The organism is Polaromonas vacuolata (assembly GCF_012584515.1).
GTDB classification, from domain to species: Bacteria; Pseudomonadota; Gammaproteobacteria; order Burkholderiales; family Burkholderiaceae_C; genus Polaromonas; species Polaromonas vacuolata.
The window spans coordinates 3,759,660-3,777,701 of the sequence record NZ_CP051461.1 but is presented as its reverse complement, the minus strand read 5'-3'; the positions used below and the strand labels follow the sequence as shown (position 1 = coordinate 3,777,701).

Annotated in this window: 19 protein-coding genes; 6 read left to right on the top strand and 13 right to left on the bottom strand. The window is 52.0% G+C overall.

The features are described from left to right. Positions 1 to 21: 21 nt before the first annotated feature. Entirely contained in the window at positions 22 to 1,668 is a 1,647-nt protein-coding gene (locus HC248_RS17175) for a PglL family O-oligosaccharyltransferase (RefSeq protein WP_168923546.1), read from the top strand. Here the strand turns inward: HC248_RS17175 and HC248_RS17170 are convergent. Continuing rightward, positions 1,652 to 1,846 (bottom strand): hypothetical protein, encoded by a 195-nt coding sequence (locus HC248_RS17170; protein WP_168923545.1) that lies wholly within the window; start codon positions 1,844 to 1,846, stop codon positions 1,652 to 1,654. The genes HC248_RS17175 and HC248_RS17170 overlap by 17 nt on opposite strands. Positions 1,847 to 1,962: 116 nt before the next feature. Between HC248_RS17170 and HC248_RS17165 the strand changes: the two genes are divergently transcribed. Then, a complete protein-coding gene (locus HC248_RS17165) occupies positions 1,963 to 3,501 on the top strand; it encodes a PglL family O-oligosaccharyltransferase (RefSeq protein ID WP_168923544.1) in 1,539 nt (512 codons plus the stop codon). A 4-nt stretch (positions 3,502 to 3,505) separates the two neighbouring features. Here the strand turns inward: HC248_RS17165 and moaC are convergent, their stop codons facing one another. Beyond that, positions 3,506 to 4,018: a cyclic pyranopterin monophosphate synthase MoaC gene (gene moaC, locus HC248_RS17160; RefSeq protein WP_168923543.1), complete on the bottom strand. Its 513-nt coding sequence runs from the start codon at positions 4,016 to 4,018 to the stop codon at positions 3,506 to 3,508. A gap of 19 nt (positions 4,019 to 4,037) precedes the next feature. Here moaC and HC248_RS17155 point away from each other — a divergent pair, with 19 nt between their 5' ends. Continuing rightward, positions 4,038 to 5,711 carry a M48 family metalloprotease gene (locus HC248_RS17155; RefSeq protein WP_238342669.1) on the top strand — a complete coding sequence of 558 codons (1,674 nt, stop codon included), beginning with the start codon at positions 4,038 to 4,040 and terminating at the stop codon, positions 5,709 to 5,711. On the opposite strand, the gene HC248_RS17150 is transcribed toward HC248_RS17155, so the two are convergent. Together HC248_RS17150 and HC248_RS17145 are read right to left on the bottom strand one after the other, a co-directional pair. Continuing rightward, complete coding sequence (locus HC248_RS17150) at positions 5,667 to 6,020, bottom strand: phage holin family protein (RefSeq protein WP_168923542.1); 354 nt, start codon at positions 6,018 to 6,020, stop codon at positions 5,667 to 5,669. The two genes, HC248_RS17155 and HC248_RS17150, sit on opposite strands and share 45 nt — an antisense overlap. Positions 6,021 to 6,109: 89 nt before the next feature. After that, positions 6,110 to 6,859 carry a TerC family protein gene (locus HC248_RS17145; RefSeq protein ID WP_168923541.1) on the bottom strand — a complete coding sequence of 250 codons (750 nt, stop codon included), beginning with the start codon at positions 6,857 to 6,859 and terminating at the stop codon, positions 6,110 to 6,112. 462 nt (positions 6,860 to 7,321) lie between these two features. On the opposite strand from HC248_RS17145, the gene HC248_RS17140 reads away from it, so the two are divergent. Next, positions 7,322 to 7,732, top strand: a complete 411-nt coding sequence (locus HC248_RS17140; RefSeq protein WP_168923540.1) for a DUF3717 domain-containing protein — start codon at positions 7,322 to 7,324, stop codon at positions 7,730 to 7,732. A 60-nt stretch (positions 7,733 to 7,792) separates the two neighbouring features. After that, entirely contained in the window at positions 7,793 to 8,137 is a 345-nt protein-coding gene (locus tag HC248_RS17135; RefSeq protein WP_168923539.1) for a DUF2007 domain-containing protein, read from the top strand. A 4-nt stretch (positions 8,138 to 8,141) separates the two neighbouring features. On the opposite strand, the gene purB is transcribed toward HC248_RS17135, so the two are convergent. Beyond that, positions 8,142 to 9,533, bottom strand: coding sequence for an adenylosuccinate lyase (gene purB / locus HC248_RS17130; RefSeq protein WP_168923538.1), 1,392 nt, complete (start codon positions 9,531 to 9,533; stop codon positions 8,142 to 8,144). Positions 9,534 to 9,634: 101 nt separating this feature from the next. On the opposite strand from purB, the gene HC248_RS17125 reads away from it, so the two are divergent. Next, positions 9,635 to 10,249, top strand: a complete 615-nt coding sequence (locus tag HC248_RS17125) for a glutathione S-transferase N-terminal domain-containing protein (protein WP_168923537.1) — start codon at positions 9,635 to 9,637, stop codon at positions 10,247 to 10,249. Positions 10,250 to 10,261: 12 nt separating this feature from the next. Here HC248_RS17125 and HC248_RS17120 read toward each other — a convergent pair whose 3' ends face one another. The 8 genes from HC248_RS17120 to HC248_RS17085 all read right to left on the bottom strand — a co-directional run bounded on the left by HC248_RS17120 (position 10,262) and on the right by HC248_RS17085 (position 17,949). Beyond that, positions 10,262 to 11,032 carry an SDR family NAD(P)-dependent oxidoreductase gene (locus tag HC248_RS17120; RefSeq protein WP_168923536.1) on the bottom strand — a complete coding sequence of 257 codons (771 nt, stop codon included), beginning with the start codon at positions 11,030 to 11,032 and terminating at the stop codon, positions 10,262 to 10,264. 16 nt (positions 11,033 to 11,048) lie between these two features. Continuing rightward, positions 11,049 to 11,606, bottom strand: coding sequence for a DUF3833 domain-containing protein (locus HC248_RS17115; RefSeq protein WP_168923535.1), 558 nt, complete (start codon positions 11,604 to 11,606; stop codon positions 11,049 to 11,051). Continuing rightward, positions 11,603 to 12,955, bottom strand: a complete 1,353-nt coding sequence (locus HC248_RS17110; RefSeq protein WP_238342668.1) for an MFS transporter — start codon at positions 12,953 to 12,955, stop codon at positions 11,603 to 11,605. Before HC248_RS17110 ends, HC248_RS17115 begins: the two co-directional genes overlap by 4 nt. Next, positions 12,952 to 13,530 (bottom strand): chalcone isomerase family protein, encoded by a 579-nt coding sequence (locus tag HC248_RS17105; protein WP_168923534.1) that lies wholly within the window; start codon positions 13,528 to 13,530, stop codon positions 12,952 to 12,954. The genes HC248_RS17110 and HC248_RS17105 overlap by 4 nt, the downstream gene beginning before the upstream one ends. A gap of 4 nt (positions 13,531 to 13,534) precedes the next feature. Beyond that, on the bottom strand, positions 13,535 to 14,776 hold the full coding sequence (locus HC248_RS17100) for an SAM-dependent methyltransferase (RefSeq protein ID WP_168923533.1): 1,242 nt from the start codon (positions 14,774 to 14,776) through the stop codon (positions 13,535 to 13,537). Then, the gene (locus HC248_RS17095) at positions 14,773 to 15,546 is read right to left on the bottom strand and encodes a DUF1365 domain-containing protein (RefSeq protein ID WP_168923532.1); all 774 of its coding nucleotides are present in this window, start codon (positions 15,544 to 15,546) and stop codon (positions 14,773 to 14,775) included. Before HC248_RS17095 ends, HC248_RS17100 begins: the two co-directional genes overlap by 4 nt. Further along, complete coding sequence (locus HC248_RS17090) at positions 15,543 to 16,865, bottom strand: NAD(P)/FAD-dependent oxidoreductase (protein ID WP_168923531.1); 1,323 nt, start codon at positions 16,863 to 16,865, stop codon at positions 15,543 to 15,545. The genes HC248_RS17095 and HC248_RS17090 overlap by 4 nt, the downstream gene beginning before the upstream one ends. 466 nt (positions 16,866 to 17,331) lie before the next feature. Further along, positions 17,332 to 17,949, bottom strand: coding sequence for a glutathione peroxidase (locus HC248_RS17085; RefSeq protein WP_168923530.1), 618 nt, complete (start codon positions 17,947 to 17,949; stop codon positions 17,332 to 17,334). Positions 17,950 to 18,042: the final 93 nt, after the last annotated feature.

Below are 18,042 nucleotides of genomic sequence, written 5' to 3'. Positions count from 1 at the left end.
TTTTCTGGTGTTGGTTGGCTTATGCCTAACCATTATTTACCGTGGTCGACTGCTTGGGGCGACGGCATAGCTATTGCTATTTTGCTGTTGCTAGCCGCAGTGATTTTGTGGCGTGCTCCGCCAGATATCAAGGTTTCACGACCGCTATTATTGGTTGCAGTTATAAGTGGTTTGGTGCTGCTGTTTCAATGGCTTACTGGCCGAATTTGGTTTTACGGCGATGCCCTTATGTCGGCTTTTTATATTGCGTTATGGCTGGCTGCTGTCGGCACTGGTGCCCTTATCACAGCGTCGCGTTTTTCCGGCGACATACTTAATGCATTAACCTTTGGTTGGGTTATCGTTGCGATTTTGTCGGTGGGTATCGCCCTTGTTCAGTGGACTGGCGCTTTGAGTTTGGGTATTTACATGGCAGATTTACCACCGGGCGCAAGACCGTTTGCCAATGTGGCCCAGCCCAACCACTTCGCGACAATTTGCCTCATTGGGCTATGCAGCTTGCTATGGCTTTATGAGCGGCGTGAGGTACAGCGGCTGGTTTTTTGGTTGGCTGGCGTCTTTCTGCTTTTTGGTATGGCCATGTCGCAGTCGCGCACTGGCTGGCTTCAGGTTGGGTTAGTCCTGGTCGCTGGTGCACTAGCGCGGCGGTTTTATACCTCGCGAGTATCCTTGCCGCAGTTGACTGGGTTAGGCAGTATTTTCATTGGGTGGGTGTTGCTGTGGCCGCGTTTATGCGAGATGCTGCTGTTAACGTCCAGCCGCACTTTGACCGACCAAATGCTACCCGGCATTCGTCTAATTTATTGGCGCGCCATGCTGGACGCTATTCGCCAAGAGCCATGGTTGGGTTACGGCTGGCAGCAGGTCGGCTCGGCTCAGCAACGTATTGCTTTGAACCATCAGCCAATCGGGGACTATTTTGAGCACAGTCACAACTTTATTTTGGATTTGCTGCTGTGGAACGGTATTCCTGCGGGCCTGACTATTGCGGCACTGCTTACCTGGTGGCTAGTTTCTCGGCTGCGGGCAATCACTGACGCGGGCTCTGTTTGGTTGATGGTGTTGGCTGGCGGTATTGTTATTCATGGCCTGCTCGAATACGCGCTTGAATACGCTTATTTCTTGATTCCTTTGGGCCTGATCATGGGCTGCTTAGAAAGGTTGGCGCCGTCAAAAGTACAAGTTTTGATACCGCGCAAATTTGCAGTTTTTTGTGTGGGTTCGTTAGCCGTATTTTTTGTCTGGACTGCTACCGAATACTTAGACGTTGAAGAAGCGCACCGCACACTGCGTTTGGAGTCTGCGCGTATTGGCGTTAATGCTATCTCAACGCCGATTGAACCGAGGCGGCTACTCAATCAGCTAGAAGCGTATCAGCGCTTTGTCAGCACACAGGCGACACCGGATATGACGCCCGCTGCGCTTGACGCCATGCGTATGGTTGCGCTGCGATATGCTTACGCGCCGGTACTATTTCGCTACGCATTGGCGGCTGGTTTAAACGCTCAACCGCGTGTTGCGCGAGACACATTAGATTCAATCTGCCGCATTCATTCAAGCGCGCGCTGCCTGGAAGCCCAAGCAGAGTGGCTCGCCTTGCAGTTGCGCTATCCACAGCTTTCTTTCATCGCACCGCCAACTCTCCTATCGGCTAAATCTTCAAATTAAGGGCGTAAAAATAAGCGGTACGCGGCACCCGTTGCTTGGCTAAATAAAGTGTTAGCTCAGTTAAATTGCAATCCTTTAAATCAAGTGCTGTGATCTTTTCGAGACTGGCAAGAGCTTCACTAAAATGCAAGCCATGCACGCCCTTTCCACCCATCGAATTTTGCCCATTGACGTTCATGACAGCTTTGCGCCAGCACCCGTTTATCCACGGCACCACGGCCCTATAACGGCCTATGAATTCAAGGCTTTGAGCAGCCTTGCAACAGCTTTTGCACTGATGTTGGTCTGTCGGTCATGAGTCTGAAATTTTTTCGTGCGGCGGCATTTCTAGCCTTGCTACTGCCCTGGCTCAACCCTTTCGCACCCGGTCCATCCGCAGCGGTTGTTCCATGGCTGGTGTGTCTGGCTGCCAGCGCTTTCTTGCTGTTGCTTTCGGTTTTTCCGGTGGCGATCAAAGATCGAATTCCCTTGTCTTTTAATCAACGCTGGGTCTTACCCGTGGCCTACGCTTGGGTCGCTGCGGGCCTGATCAGCAGTGTGTTTGGTTTGCTGCAATACCTAGGCTATTCCGCAGTCTTTAGTCCTTGGATTAACCATACCTCGCTCGGCGAGGCGTTTGCTAATTTGCGTCAACGCAATCAGTTTGCGACGCTGACCATGCTGGCATTAGCGGCTTTGCTTGGGTTGGCGCTGCTAATGAAAAAGCCAGTATCACGATTTTCTCACGCCTTATTTTTACTTGCTGCAGCGCTACTTGCTGTGGGTAATGCGGCGTCTTCTTCGCGTACCGGTTTAGTTCAAATTGCCATGCTGGCCTTAGTCGCTCCGTTGGTTTGGACTGGCTGGCGTGCGGCGTTGCCGCGCAATCTTTTGTTAGTGGGTGTGCTTAGCTATGCTCTGTCTTTGATGCTTTTGCCCTGGTTTGCTGGCGGTGACTTTTTCTCACTAGGCCTGGTCGCTCGTCTTAATACGATCGATGCTGTGTGCAGTAGTCGCTTGACGTTATGGGCAAACGTGCTGCATTTGATTGCGCAAAAACCTTGGCTAGGTTGGGGTTGGGGTGAGCTGTCTTATGCCCATCATTGGGCGCTTTATACGGGTCCGCGGTTTTGCGATATTTTAGATAACGCACACAATTTACCGTTGCATTTAGCGGTCGAGCTGGGCTTGCCGATTGCGCTGACTTTATGCGCTGCATTCGTATTTTGGATTTGGACGCAAAAGCCTTGGCGTGAGCGCGACGTGACGCGGCAGCTGGCGTGGGCTGTGTTGGCGCTGATACTGCTGCACAGCTTGCTGGAGTATCCCCTTTGGTACGGTCCGTTTCAGATGGCCGCAGGGCTTTGTTTATTGTTTTTATGGCGGCGCAATACAGCAGAAAAACCGTCGCTGTTACCTCGTTTATTAGTGGGTATTACCGCTGTATTTTTGGCTCTGGCGTGCATTTATGCGGCACGGGATTACCAGCGTATCAGTCAGATTTACCTCATGCCTGAGTTGCGTATCCCTAACTACCGTGAAGACACACTGACCAAGATAAACCATTCACGGCTGTTTGCTGGTCAGGCTCGGTTTGCTACCTTGATTCTCACACCGCTCACGCCGAGTAATGCACAAACGATCTTTGAGTCGTCAGGCTTGTTGCTGCATTTTTCGCCCGAGCCACGTGTGATTGAAAAACGTATTGAGAGCGCTTTAATGCTGGGTTTTGAGGACGAGGCCAAGGCGCAAATGCGGCGTTACCAGCAGTCTTTTCCGCTGGAGTTTGAGCGCTGGATGCAGCTCAATCCGGCGCAAAAAAAGCGAAGATGTGAGCGAATCAAGCGTGAATGAGCGCTCAAGGATTAGTAAAGCTTCCTGATTTACCGCCATGCTTTTCCAACACTTTGACATCGGTAATTGTCATGCCCCGGTCGACGGCTTTACACATGTCGTAAATGGTGAGCATGGCAATTTGCGCGGCTGTCAGCGCTTCCATTTCCACGCCCGTCTGGCCTACGGTTTCCACGCAGGCGCGGCAATGTATGCTGGCGTTGATTTCGTCGCAAGTGAAATCTACCGTCACGCGAGTTAAGGCCAAGGGGTGGCAAAGTGGAATTAGGTCACTGGTTTTTTTGGCCGCCATGATGCCGGCCACGCGGGCTATGCCCAGCACATCACCTTTTTTGGCGTTGCCCTGCATGATGATGGCTAGGGTGGCCGGATTCATCACGATGCGGCCTTGTGCAATGGCAATTCGGTGGGTGGTGGCTTTGGCCGCTACGTCCACCATATGGGCTTGGCCTTGAGCATCAAAATGGGTGAGTGTGGATGCTGCTGTAGCGGAAGAAGAAATTGTTGGCGATGTCATTGAACGAACCTTTACTGTCATGCCTCATCATAAGACCATGTTGATACAACCTTATCTCTGTAAGACTCACATTTTGGCCTGCGGCATAGGTAAAAGTTTGGGCCGATTTTTCGCGCTAAACCCGACCCGCCAGCGCTTTCCTTTCACTCACAGGCTGACGCTACTGGTACTGCTGTTGTCTACTAGTGCCCCATTCGCTCAGCCGCTTCCCGGTGCATTTAATTCGGCATCTGCATTACCTACTTTGGGCGAGAACTCGCAGATCACTCCGGCTGCCGAGCGCCGCATTGGTGAGCGCATTGCAGCCAGTATTTACCGCGATGCTGACTATATGGATGACCCGGTGTTGGTGGATTATGTGCAAAGTATTTGGCTGCCTTTGATGGCGGCTGCGCGGGCCAGAGGCGAGCTCAATGCCGAGCTCGAGGAGCGCTTTTCTTGGCAGATATTTTTGATCCGTGACCGCACTGTCAATGCGTTTGCCTTGCCCGGCGGTTATTTCGGTGTGCATCTGGGTCTGATCAGCACAGTCAGCAGCCGAGACGAGCTCGCCGCAGTGCTCGGTCACGAACTTAGCCATGTGACTCAGCGCCATATTGCCCGTTTAATAACCCAGCAAAGTCAGCAAACGCCGTGGATGGTGGGCGCCATGATTTTGGGCGCCTTAGCTTTAGGCAAAAATCCGCAGGCCGGTAGCGCAGCGATAGTCGGTGGCCAAGCGCTGGCAGCGCAAAACCAGTTAAATTTCTCACGTGATATGGAGCGCGAGGCAGACCGTGTCGGTTTTGGTGTGATGTTGGACGCAGGCTTTGAAGGCAGTGGTGTAGCGAGTATGTTTGACAAGCTCCAGCAAGCATCGCGATTGAACGACAACGGCTCATTTCCCTATCTGCGCACTCACCCGCTCAATACCCAACGTATCGCCGAGGCACAGTCCCGGCTGCAACTGGCCGCACAAAATGTAGCACCGGCTAGTGCTGCAAGTGAGCGTGAATCTGCGCAAGCCTTGGTCTTACACGCCATGATGGCATCACGCGCGCGCGTGCTTTCTGACCCTGGTATTGATGCCCTACACACTATGGTGCTTGAGGCACAGCAGGGCACTGTTTCTGATTCGTCTAGTGCCCGTGGCGTTGCCCGGCTTTATGCCGGCGCGTTAGCGGCGAGCCGGCTGCGAGACTACCCAACTGCACAGCGGCTAGCTACCAAACTAGAAACTCAGCTAGCCGGTAATCCGCCGTCTTTGCACGCGGTGCGCTTGCTGCGTCTGGAAATCGATACCTTGGCAGGAACCATTCAAGCTAGCCGGATTGATTGGGGTCTAGCCACAACGCGCGCTGACATCATGCTGGCATCGCGCGCTCTGCTAGCGTTGGGACGTGGGCAAGAAGTCGCAGACCGGTTGCAAACTTTAGTCGCAGCTCACCCCAACGATGCGCTGGCTTGGCAGCTGCTGTCACAGGCCTACGGACTTCAAAACCAACGTATACGGGCAGTGCGTGCGGATGCTGAAGCGCATGTGGCGCAACTTGAATATACCGGCGCCTTGGATAGGTTGCGGGCGGCCCAAGGTCTGATGCGCAGTGACCCCAGCAGTGCGGACTTTATCGAGGGTTCCATCATCGATGCACGTGCTCGACAGGTCGATTTACTGGTTAAGGAACAGGCGCTCCAAGACAAAATCGATCGCTAGCTGAATCAGCGAGTAAAGCACCGAGCCAATCAGTGCAGCGCCAAAACCGGCAACTGCCAAACCTGAGACCAGGCCTGCAGCGGACCAAAACATCAGCGCATTGACAACAAATAAAAACAAACCCAGCGTGACAACTGTGACCGGTAGCGTGAGCAAAACCAGTATCGGTCGCAGCACTGCGTTGAGTGCGCCCAAAACGGCCGCTGCGATTAAAGCGCCGCCAAAGCTGCTAACGCTGACTCCTTGGTAAAGATAAGCCACCATGAGCAGCGCCAAAGCGCTGCAAAGCCATTTAAGTAAGAGTTTCATGATCGCAAGAATACATCAGCTATCTTGTGGCGTATGCATGAGAACATGAAAATTCAAGGCGCAGACATGGAGTGCTTAATGCTGACCATTTAATGTGAAGCGGTTGGCTTAGCGGGCTTTTCCATTACCGCAGCCTTGGCTTTTTTAGCCCGCTGTCCAGCCCACCAGCCGCTGCCCAACACGCCGACCACTGCGATTACGTAGGTCGCATACTCGGCAATACGGTTTAGCGTTTGTGCCGATTCTGGTGAGTCTGGGCCACCGTAGACCATGTCTAACAACTGCTCACCCACAATCATTTTGGCCGCTGTAATTGCCAACACAGCCGAGCCAATATAGATAATGGATGGAAAGCGTGTGAGTAGCTTAAGCACCATAGTGCTGCCCAAAACCACAATTGGGATGCTGATCAGCAGACCTATGACAACCAGATCGAACGCACCGTTGGCAGCGCCAGCTACGCCCAATACATTGTCTATGCCCATTAAGGCGTCGGCCACGATGATGGTTTTCATCGCACCCCAAAAGGTGACTGAGCCTACGCCCTCATGTGACTCACCGTCTTGGCTGGTCAACAACTGGTAAGCAATCCACAGCAGGCCTAGACCGCCAGCCACCATTAGCCCCGGAATTTGCAACAGCCAGACCACGCCTATAGTCATGGCGGAGCGCAGCGCGATAGCGCCCACCGTGCCCCAAATAATGGCTTTTTTCTGCAGGTGTTTGGGTAAAGAGCGCGCAGCTAAGGCGATGACGATGGCGTTGTCGCCAGCCAGCACCAGGTCAATCAAGATGATAGTCAGCAGTGCTGACAGCCAAGAGGCGGATAAAAATTCCATAGTCACAACATTTCTAGTCAAGTTTCAATTTGGAAATTCGGCGTACGAATTCCCAGCGGTATTACAAACCGGCAAGGTCAGGTCGAGGTGTTGAGTGAACGTGAGTCAATGTGAGTCAAGAGACCTCTCGATCAAACCCGGTCAGGTTTTAATCGAAGGTCTGGCTCGACACGCTGCTGCGTGCCCAACAAACCGGAAGCATAAGCTTCGTATTGACGACTTGTTGTGAGAAATTGCCGCGACTTTGCTTAAGTTAAATCAAGCTAAATCAAGTTAAATTAAAAACAGCGCGGCGAAATCAGAGGAGTTACTCCCCTTCGGACGGCCATTAGGCGCCGAAATAAATTTAATTGCAAATTTAAGCTTTTAGCCAAGTCCCGCATCAGGGAATAGCGCTTGCCGGATAATTTGCCCACACGCTTGCAAATACGCCAAGCTTTTAACCCGATTTGACTTCAGCGCATGGCCGGCATACACATCACAGACATAGAAGCGGCCATTAATTACTGGCGCGATAAATCCCCTTCCTTCGACGGCATTACCTTGGCCCGGCCACTGATTGCGCTGGCCGAGGTGTATGCGTTAATGGTTTTCTACCACGAGACAGAAGCCGACGAGAACAGCTTCCCAGACGCCGCCATGCAGGCTTGGCAGCGCTGGTACGACAGCACGGCCGACACGCCTTGTATCGCGATCTGCTCCACCAGTCAGGGCGACGAAGTGTGCAAAGGCTGCGGCCGCAGTTTTGAGGAAGTTCAGTTTTGGCTGGAGATGACACCAGCGGCGAAACGCCAGACTTGGCGGCGCATCACGCTAGACGCCAGCGCCTGGCGTTTCGGGCGTTACTCTGACCGAGCGTTGGAGAAAAGGTGAGTGCCTAAGGCTGTAGCCACAGGCTGCGTGCAACCTAATGTCAGCAGTTAAACTGAGTTAATGATTCGTCTTGCACGTGCCCCCAATATCGCAATTGCTTCGCTCTGGGTAGACGCCCTCAAGCAAGCTGGCTTCGAAGCCAGTGTTCAGCGCTACTTTATGAGTAGCTTGGCCGGTGAAATGCCGCCTGACCAGTGTTTGCCCGAGGTCTGGCTAACACACAATAATCAGGAATCGGCGGCAAAACAGTTGCTTGATCAATTGCAAAACATGCCGCAGCGGCGCTGGTCTTGCGACTGCGGTGAGATCGTCGAAGGCGGCTTTGAGCAATGCTGGCAATGCGGGCGTGATATGCCACCAGACAGTGAAGTCGAGGTTTTGACCTCGACCCCTACCAAACCTTAAGTCCTTAAACCCTTCTTGCCAACTCGCCCGCCATGCCGATATAGCTCGCGGGTGTCATGGCCAGAAGACGGACTTTTTCAGACTCAGGAATTTCTAGCGAACGAATCAGCGCGTGCAAGTCCTCAGCTGTCACGGTTTTGCCGCGTGTGACCTCTTTGAGTTTTTCATAAGCCCCTTGAACACCATAACGGCGCATCACGGTTTGTATTGGCTCAGCCAGTACTTCCCAAGATGAATTGAGGTCGCTTTGCAAGTTCTCGCGATTGAGTTCCAGCTTGCCCAAACCTGTGCTCAGCGAGCTGTAGGCCAGCACGGCGTAGCCCATTGCCACGCCCATGTTGCGCAGCACGGTGCTGTCGGTCAGGTCACGTTGCCAGCGGGAAATTGGCAACTTCTCGCTCATGTGGCGCAGCATGGCATTGGCCATGCCTAAGTTGCCTTCCGCATTTTCAAAGTCAATCGGATTGACTTTGTGCGGCATGGTGGATGAGCCAATTTCTCCGGCTTTGAGTCGCTGCTTAAAGTAACCCACGCTGACATAGCCCCAGACATCACGCGACCAGTCGATCAGTATGGTGTTGGTGCGGGCAATCGCATCGAACAACTCGGCCATGTAGTCGTGCGGCTCGATTTGAATACTGTGCGATTGAAAGCTCAAGCCCAAGCCAAGTGGCTCTGGAGTTTCTATGACCTTGCGGCTAAATGCTTCCCAGTCGAACTCGGGCCAGGCTGATAAGTGAGCGTTGAAATTGCCGACGGCGCCATTCATTTTGGCCATCAGTTTGATGCTGGCGACTTTTTCGCGCGCGAGTGCGAGTCGTGCCACAACGTTGGCGATTTCTTTGCCGACGGTGGTCGGACTGGCGGTCTGGCCGTGCGTTCGGGCCAGCATAGGCTCGTCCGCAAACTCGTGCGCCATTTCGCGCAACTGGGTAATCACTTTGTCTAGTGCGGGCAACAAAACTTGTTCACGGCTGCTTTTGAGTTGCAGCGCATGGCTGGTGTTGTTGATGTCTTCGCTGGTACATGCAAAGTGTACGAATTCGCCTGCAGATTGCAGTTCTGGCCGCGCTTCAAATTTAGATTTGATCCAGTACTCAACAGCCTTTACATCATGGTTGGTGACTTTTTCAATCGTCTTAATTGCCAGTGCATCGGCATCAGAAAAATTCTTCACCAAACCCATAAGATAGGTTCGTGCACCTGGGCTGAGTGGCTTGAATTCGGCAAAGCCAGCATCTGAGAGGGAAATAAACCAAGCGATTTCAACTTGTACACGGCGGTGCATATAACCGCGCTCGGACATCAGTGGGCGAAGATTAGCGAGTTTGCTGGCGTAGCGGCCGTCTAGTGGGGACAGCGCGTTCAGGGGGGAAAGAGTATTTGTTGGGCTCATGCCTTAATTGTAGGTCGCTAGCAACGCGCACGGCGACTTAGCCGGCTTAGTCGATAGAATGGTTTGTCAGAAATCTTTCTTCTTCTTGCACAAAGTCATTTATGAAACTCATCGGATCCAATAGCAGTCCTTATGTGCGAAAAGTACGCATCGTAATGGCAGAGAAGAAATTGGATTACCAGTTTTTACTCGAAGATGTCTGGGCCACAAATACCCGCATCAGTGAAACCAACCCTTTAGGTAAAGTGCCTTGCCTAGTCATGGAAGGCGGCGAGACACTTTACGATTCGCGAGTCATTGTTGAGTACTTAGATACGTTATCGCCAGTGGGGAAACTCATTCCGTCTCAGAGCCGTGAACGGGCTGAAGTAAAGACATGGGAAGCACTCGCCGATGGACTGCTTGATGCGGCTGTTGCCGCCCGCCTCGAAGCGGGATGGGCTGGTCGTACAGACGCCGAGCGCAGTCAATTGTGGATAGATCGCCAATTGGTAAAAATTGATTTGGCTCTCAAGTCCATGAGTCTTTGCTTGGCCGACAAAGCTTTTTGCAGCGGTGTCTACATTACTCTGTCCGATGTGGCGGTAGGCTGCGCGCTGTCTTATCTGGATTTTCGTTTCAGTCAAATCACTTGGCGCGACAGCTATCCTAATTTGGCCAAGCTGCAGGAAAAACTCACGCTGCGCGCAAGTTTTGTCGACACTCAGCCGACTTAATTTTTAGACGCTTTACAAACCGGTGAATTTGCGAATCAACGGAAAGTAAAACTTTCTAGGCAACAGTCCAATTAGCTTGACCCATCGCGTAAAGCGCTTGGGAAAGTGGATTTCAAAATCACCGTATTGCCAGCCTTTAATGATTTCATCCGCCGCTTGCTCGGGCGTAAGTAGCCCCGGCATGGTGAATTTATTTTGTGCAGTCAACGGTGTTTCTACAAAGCCAGGACAGACAAGGCTGACTGCGACGCCGCTGTCTTGCAAGTCCATGTAAAGCGTTTCTGCCAAATTAATCAGAGCGGCTTTGGTCGGCCCGTAAGCCAAGCTTTGCGGTAAGCCGCCATAGCCGGCCACGCTGCTGACCATGCTGATGTGCCCTGCTTTGCGACTCAAGAAATACGGCAACACGCTGTCCAGTACATGCAATGCGCCCATGTAATTGACTTGGTTGTGCGTTTGCATTTCCTTTAGATCAAATTGTGCGGCGCGCATTTCTTTATAGTAACCGGCGCAGTAAAGCACCAGATCGAGCGGGCCGGCTTGCAAGACCGACTCGCCAGCGGCTTTGACCGATGCTGCGTCGCCAGCGTCTAATGCCAGCGCAATAGAGCCAGGATGCTCTTGAACAAACTGATCAAGCGCGGCTTGGTTGCGCGCCGAGATAATAATTTGCGCGCCTAGTAAATGCAGAGCGTGCGCCGTTGCACGGCCTATGCCGCTAGAGGCGCCGACCAGCCAAACGGTCTTGCCGTGCCAGTCATTAATGGGTGGATTAAAAGCCATAGTAATTTTTTTGTTTTTAGCGTTTAACGAAACTCAGCGTGACTTCACCCAGCTTGAAGCCGTATTTACTCATCGCAGCTTTGTTCAGCATGACTTTGTCGGTCATTAAATACATCCAGTCATCAAACTGAACTTCGATAATTTTTCCATCTACCGGCAGATTTAAGGTGTAACCCCAGCGAAACGCATTGCCCATTTCTTGGCCACTAGCCTGACCGACGACGTCAGAGGCGGTGCCGCTATAGCTGCCGTTGGGCGTGCGTTTGAGCGTCCAGATGCGCTCGCCCTTGGTACCGTCTGAGTAGCTAAATTGTTCATTCAGCGTGCCGACTTCTTGGCCCGCTGGACCCGTCCAACTGCACGTCATCAGCACGGTAAAGCGTTTGACGACTTTGCCTGAACGGTCGGTGAATAGACCGTAAGCGTCTAGCGTGCCGTTGAAATATTCACGCATATCTAGCACTGGTTTTTCCGCTGCATAGTCGCTCACTTGCGGAGAAGCGCAGCCAGCTAATAAGCCAGCAGTGAGCGCTAAAAGTGAGAAAAATGCGGCAAAAGAGCGATCTTTTTTCATAATAAATAAGGTTTGAGTTTGGGTTTTTTGAGGACTAAAAAATACAAGCTGCCTGCTGCTGCTAGCTTGAGTAAGCAAGGCAGCACGCAGTAAGCAATCAAGAGCGCATTAAGCGCTGTGGGTGTGTTCACGCCAGGTGCGTAACCAAATAGCGCTAGCAGCGGCAATGCCAGACCGGCGGCCAATGCTAAATTGAGTTTGGTGGCAAAACTCCACCAGCCAAAATAAGCGCCTTCGGCGCGACCAGAGTCACCGTTAGCTTGAATCACGCCGGTCAATAACGCGCCTGGCAAAGCTAAGTCAGTGCCCAGTGCAATACCTGAGAGCGCACAAATCACCACAAATGCGGTGGTTTGACCTGCACCCATTTGAGACGCCCAAGCAAACACCGCAATCGCTAACAACATGCCGCACAGCCAAGTGCGCGCAAGCCCCAAACGTTTAACCAGTGCCAGCCACAGCGGCATGGACAGCGCAGCCGATAAAAAATAACTGCCCAGAAAAAGCGGCTCTAAAGCCGCCGGTGCTTGCAGCAAGTCTTGGATGAAAAACAGCACCAATGTGGCCGGCACAGCACTGGCAATCCCGTTGAGCATAAAGACCGTGAGCAGGCTGCGAAAAGCGGCAGAGCGAAACGGTAGCCAGATGTCTGTGTCGACTGTATTGGCCGGCTTGACGGGATTGGTTGTGTCGGCGACTTTTGTTTTTTTAGTTTCTGCGTTTAGCGCTGCTTCTATTTTGGTTGGTGGCGGTACCGATCGCGTCCAAGCCAGCCAACCGGCGGCCAGTGCGACGAAAAAAATTGCCGTGGTGGCTGGCAGCCCAAGTGCTACCGGCGTGACGGATGCCACCACCACGCCGACCAGACCCAAGCCTTCGCGCCAAGCGACCAAGCGACTGCGCTCGGCTTCATTGCCGCCCAGCCTGGCACCCCAAGACTGGTGCGCGACACTCAGTGCGCTGTATCCAGCATAGGTCAGCATTAGCGTTGCGCCAGCCCAAGCCAGTAGTGCATCAGGCGCACTCACGAGTGGAAAAAATAGCAGCGCAAACCCCAGCGCTAGGAGCAAGGCGGCGAGTCCACCCATGATGAGAACGGCACGTGCTGAACGCGCAAACAACCGGTCGCTCAGTCGTCCTAATAGCGGGTCTATCAACGCATCGAACAGCCGCGCGAGCAGCAAGATTGCGCCCAACGTGGCCAGTGGCACACCAAACTCGCGTGCGTAATGGTTAGGCAAAATCACATACAGCGGCAATGCAACAAACGCCAACGGCAGGCCGAGTAAACCATAGGCCAGCGTATTACGGCGACTAAATTTTTCCTGACTAAGGCCTGTGTCGATCACATTGCACCGAGTAGTAATTCTTCACGCATCTTGGGCTCTGAAGTTTTAGGTGAAAGCCAAATCGAAAAAAACAAACGTGAAAACTGCTTGTCTAAAATTTCACCATTCGGTTTGCCGTTGAATAAAAAACGCACACCTTCACCCGGTAAATTCACGGCCATGATACGGTCGCCTTTTTTCACGTTCGGTATGACGCGCATTAGCTCCGCCGTCCAGGCTGTCGTCTGGGCTTGACTGAGGCTGGCGAAACGGCGCATTTCTTCAATCGAGCGTTCAGCCACATCGGTGCTTGAGAAATCTCGCAGATAGGCTAACTCCAATGCGAAGGCTGAATTATCGATCTGGTCGGTGCGAAAACCCGGCGCCACCCAGAGCCGTGCGTTATAGATTTGAAAGCCCCAAATCGTGAGTTTGGTTTTGCCCAGCAACTTGCCTTGTGGCAGCTGTTGCTGGAGCTCTATCCTCGTATCTGTCTTGCTGTCTAGCGCTGCGCTTGGTGCGGTTTGGGCCAGCAATGGGCTAGACAATAAGACTAGGCTGATCAGCAGGCTGGGCTGGATTTTTCGTTTCATCATTGGCTCACAGTTTGCGCAGCGTGTATTGCACAACATCGGTATTGGCCTCGTGAAACGCGGCCTCACAGTAGCACAGGTAAAACTCCCAAATACGCATAAAGCGGCGGTCAAAGCCGAGTGCCATGACTTCGGTTTCTTTGGCTTTAAAAGCATCGCGCCAAATTTGTAGCGTGCGAGCGTAGTCCTTACCGAATGAAAATTCTTCTATCACTTCGAGTCCTGCCGCATTGGCTTGGGCACGAAATTCGCGTGGGCAAGGCAAGCAACCACCTGGAAAAATGTACTGCTGAATAAAGTCAGTCGAGGTGATGTAGCGGTCAAACAATTCGTCAGCAATCACTATGCTTTGTATGCAGGCGTGACCACCGGGTTTGAGTAAACGTGTCACCGTGCGAAAGTATTCTGGCCAGTATTCGCGGCCAACTGCTTCGACCATTTCAATCGAGCAGATGGCATCGAAGGGCTGGTCTTTTGTGGTTTTCCCGATGTCGCGGTAGTCTTGTAAACGCAGGTCAGCGAAGTCACCAATGCCTTGCCGTTTAAGACGATCTTCAGCCCAAGCCAATTGCTCGGTACTGAGTGTCACGCCGACAACCGTCGCATCAAACTCCAGCACGGCTTTTTCTGCTAACGCGCCCCAGCCGCAGCCAATTTCAAGTACTCGCTGACCTGGTTTGAGTTGGACCGATTGCAGCGCACGCCTGACCTTGGCATGTTGGCCTTCTAGCATTGAGACTTCAGGTGTGTCAAAAACTGCGGACGAATAATTCATACTTTCGTCCAGCCAGAGCTGATAGAAAGCATTGCCTAAATCGTAGTGCGCATGAATATTTTTTTGACTATTCGTTTTGGTATTGCGGTTGAGTAAATGCTTAACCCGGTAAGCCAAACGGCCTAGCCAAGTGCCGTAAATCACATCTTCAATTTCTTTACGATTGAGCATGAAAATACGCAGCAACTCCGTCATGTGAGGTGAAGTCCAGTCGCCCGCAATATAGCTTTCAGCAAAACCAATATCACCAGATTTGAGCGCAGCGCTACAGGCATTCCAGTTTAATAAATGCAAGCTAGCCGTTGGACTTTGACCATTGCCAAAACGTTGAACCGTGCCGTCAGGCATCTTGACGTTAAGCGTGCCGTGCTTGAGACGCGCCAGCAGTTTTAATGCGCTTCGAGCAGCAGCTGGTGCGTCGCTAGGAATGATTAATGTTGCCGGTCGGGCGCTAGGTGTATTGAGAATATTCATCGCGTCAAAAATGCTTTCGGAGGCTTGGGCTTACTAAAAAAAGGAACGCGTTTGCGCCACAATTTAAAGGCATGCCAGTGGATGCGCGCCATGATTGCAAAAGTCATAGCTGGGTAAGTCCACAGCGCCTTGCGCAGGCTGCGTGGGGTGATGGTTTCTAGCGTGCCGCTGACGCTGGTCTCTAACAATGGGCCGGTGTTGTCGTCATGGTCGATACGGGCCACGGTTTTCTCTACGCCGTCTTGACTGCTGCGCATGAATCGAAAGCGATAACTGCCTTCTACGCTGCAAAACGGTGAGACATGAAAAACTTTATCTGCGCGCAATTCTTGACCATAGATGGGCGCATCTAGCAGGTAGCAATGGCGCTCGCCAAAGGTGTTGTTGACCTCGGCCACAATCGCTCGCAAGTCGCCATTTTCGGTGTGGCAATACCAAAAGCTAACCGGCTTAAAGGTGTAGCCCAGCACGCGCGGATAGGCATGTAGCCAAAGTTCGCCGCTGGCGTCTGTTATGCCTTCTTTTTCCAGTAATTCATCTATCCAACTGACCGCATTAGCGCGTCCGTCGCCGTGGTCTTGGTCAAAAAAACTCAGCAGTCCAGCTCGGTTGTGGGCAAGTAGACCACTGCCGTTTTTCTGCATTGCACGCATTGGCAATAGCAAGAAATAAGTGGCGTAATTAAAGGCGTGCTGCGCTGGTTTTAACCGCGTGTGGCGTACTTGGCCAAAGCCAATCAGCGGCAGATCAACCTTTGTGTTTTGCATCATGCGGGGCTCATGTCTCGCAATAATTGGCGAGCAGCTTGTAGGCCAGATTTAAGCCCGTCTTCGTGAAAACCGTAGCCCGTCCAAGCGCCACAAAAATAGCTGTGCGAGCCGCCTTGCAATTGGCTTAGCTGGCCTTGCGCTTGAATCGCAGCCAGATCAAACACCGGGTGTGTGTAGTCGAACTCGGCAATGATTTTCTCTGGCCGTATGGCGGTCAATGGATTGAGCGAAACCAGAACCGGTTGACTAAAGGGCAAGGGCTGAAGCATGTTGAGTAAATAATGCAGACAGACTCTTGAAGACTCTTGCTCGCTTTGCACTGCACGCTCGTAATTCCAAGCTGCCCACGCAATTTTTTCGTCGGGTAGTACCGTCGCATCGGTGTGCAGCACTGCACGGTTAGCTTGGTAGCGTATGGCGCCTAAAAGATTCTGCTCGGTCTGGCTGGGCTCGCGCAGCATGGCCAGTGATTGGTCTGAATGTGCGGCCAATATTACTTTGTCAAAGCGCTCAGCACGGCCATCGGTGACGATGCGAATGCCTTCTTCGTCACGCTCAATTAAGCGCACGGGCGTGTTTAGTCGTTTGTCTGAAATCTGCGCAACGATTTTTTCAACATAGTGTTTTGCACCACCGCTGACAGTCCACCACTGCGGCCTATCAGTGACTTGGATTAAACCGTGGTTATGGCAAAAACGAATCATGGTGGCGACTGGAAACTGCAGCATCTGGTCAGTTGGACAAGACCATATGCAGCCCATCATGGGTAGAAAATACCAGTCGCGAAATTCATTGGAAAACGCATGAGCTTTAAGAAAATCACTCAGCGGCTGGCGCATTTCAGTCTCAAGATTTGCTTCGGCCAGCTTGGTGCAGATGCGGTTAAAACGCACGATGTCACGCAGCATGCGAAGAAATTTCCAGTTGAATAAATTGCTGCGTTGGGCAAACACACTGCTTAAGTTTGAGCCGCTCCAAGCCAGCGCTCGACCCTTGCTGCCTGCGCCGGGTACTTTGACGGAAAACGACATGTCTGACTTGGCAGTCTTAACATCTAGTTCAGCCAATAAATTGATTAAATTTGGATAGGTGCGCTCGTTGAAAACCAAAAAACCGGTGTCTACGCCGTGCGTGACCAGACCATCTGCTCCGGGCAATGTGACATCGACTGTGTTGGTGTGTCCACCGAAATAGTTACCGGCTTCAAAGAGTGTGATGTCAGCCAAGCCGTTCAGCGCGTGCGCTGCGGCTAAACCTGAAATACCTGAACCGACGATGGCCACCCGTGCCAGAGCGGCTGAGTTTGGCTGGCCGCTCATGGGCGGCTACCAAAAGATAAAAATGCTGCGAAGCGCCCCGGTACCAACAATAAAGCAAGGGAGGAGGAGGAGACGTGCGCCGGGATTTTGTCTAAGCCACAAAGGCCTATAAAACTCCGCAGCAATGAAAAGGGTTGACGTTCAATGTTCGCCAACAAGGCGTTCAATGTGTACGTGGGTTTGAGATCAGAAGCTATCAATGAGTTCCCTGTGAATGCAATTTTTTGCCAGTAAAGATTTGTTAACGTAAGTTTGGACATGGCGGCTAAAAGCATTTATTTTCATTGCAGCGCGTCTCAGACAGGCTTTCCTGTGAACATTGAGTTGTATTTATACAATTTTGCTTTTGATTATCATTGACTATCATAAACGCCTCACTACTCACCGGTCAAATAGTGACTAAGTGGTATCTTTTTGTTAATTTTGACTTTTACTAGGGCTGCTGGTCTCACTGAGCGACTCAGATTTAGGGCCGGGCTAGCTGCTTATCAATTTCATTTAAGAATTGCCGTCCCTTGGGATCGGTCATGGAGTTAAAGCTGATCACGCTCTGTCCATCGCGGCTGATCACGTATTTGTAAAAATTCCAGCTTGGTGCTGTGCCGGTCTTTGCAGCGAGTTGTTTAAACAGCGGATTGGCTTGCTTGCCCGTGACGTTGGTTTTTGTGAACATGGGAAATTTCACCCCAAAGGTGCTGGCGCAAAAATCCGCAATTTCTTTGTTGCTGCCACTTTCTTGCGAAAAGTCATTTGACGGAAAGCCCAGTACCACCAAGCCTTTATCCTTAAATTGCGAATACAAAGCTTCTAGCCCTTGGTACTGAGGTGTGAAACCACAAAAACTGGCGGTATTCACGACCACTACGACTTTGCCGCTGTATTGGCATAAGTCTTGGGGTTTTTCGTCTTGCAGACGCAAGAAATTGTGCTTGAGTAATGTCGGGCAAGCGGCTGTCTGCGCTATCGTCGTCGCGGCTGGGGCGGCGGCCTGTGCAGAGGCTAGCGGCCCTGTCAAGGCAGCCAGACCCAAAAGTGCTTGGCAGATAAGGGGTAGGATGATCCGCGCAGTAAAAGAATCGGACATAGCGAAATTGTTTTTAAAAAACGGTTGTTTTCGTTGGCGGGAAATACCGCACGCAGTTTGCAAGATGGCTGTCTTGTGCAATAGCTGATTATT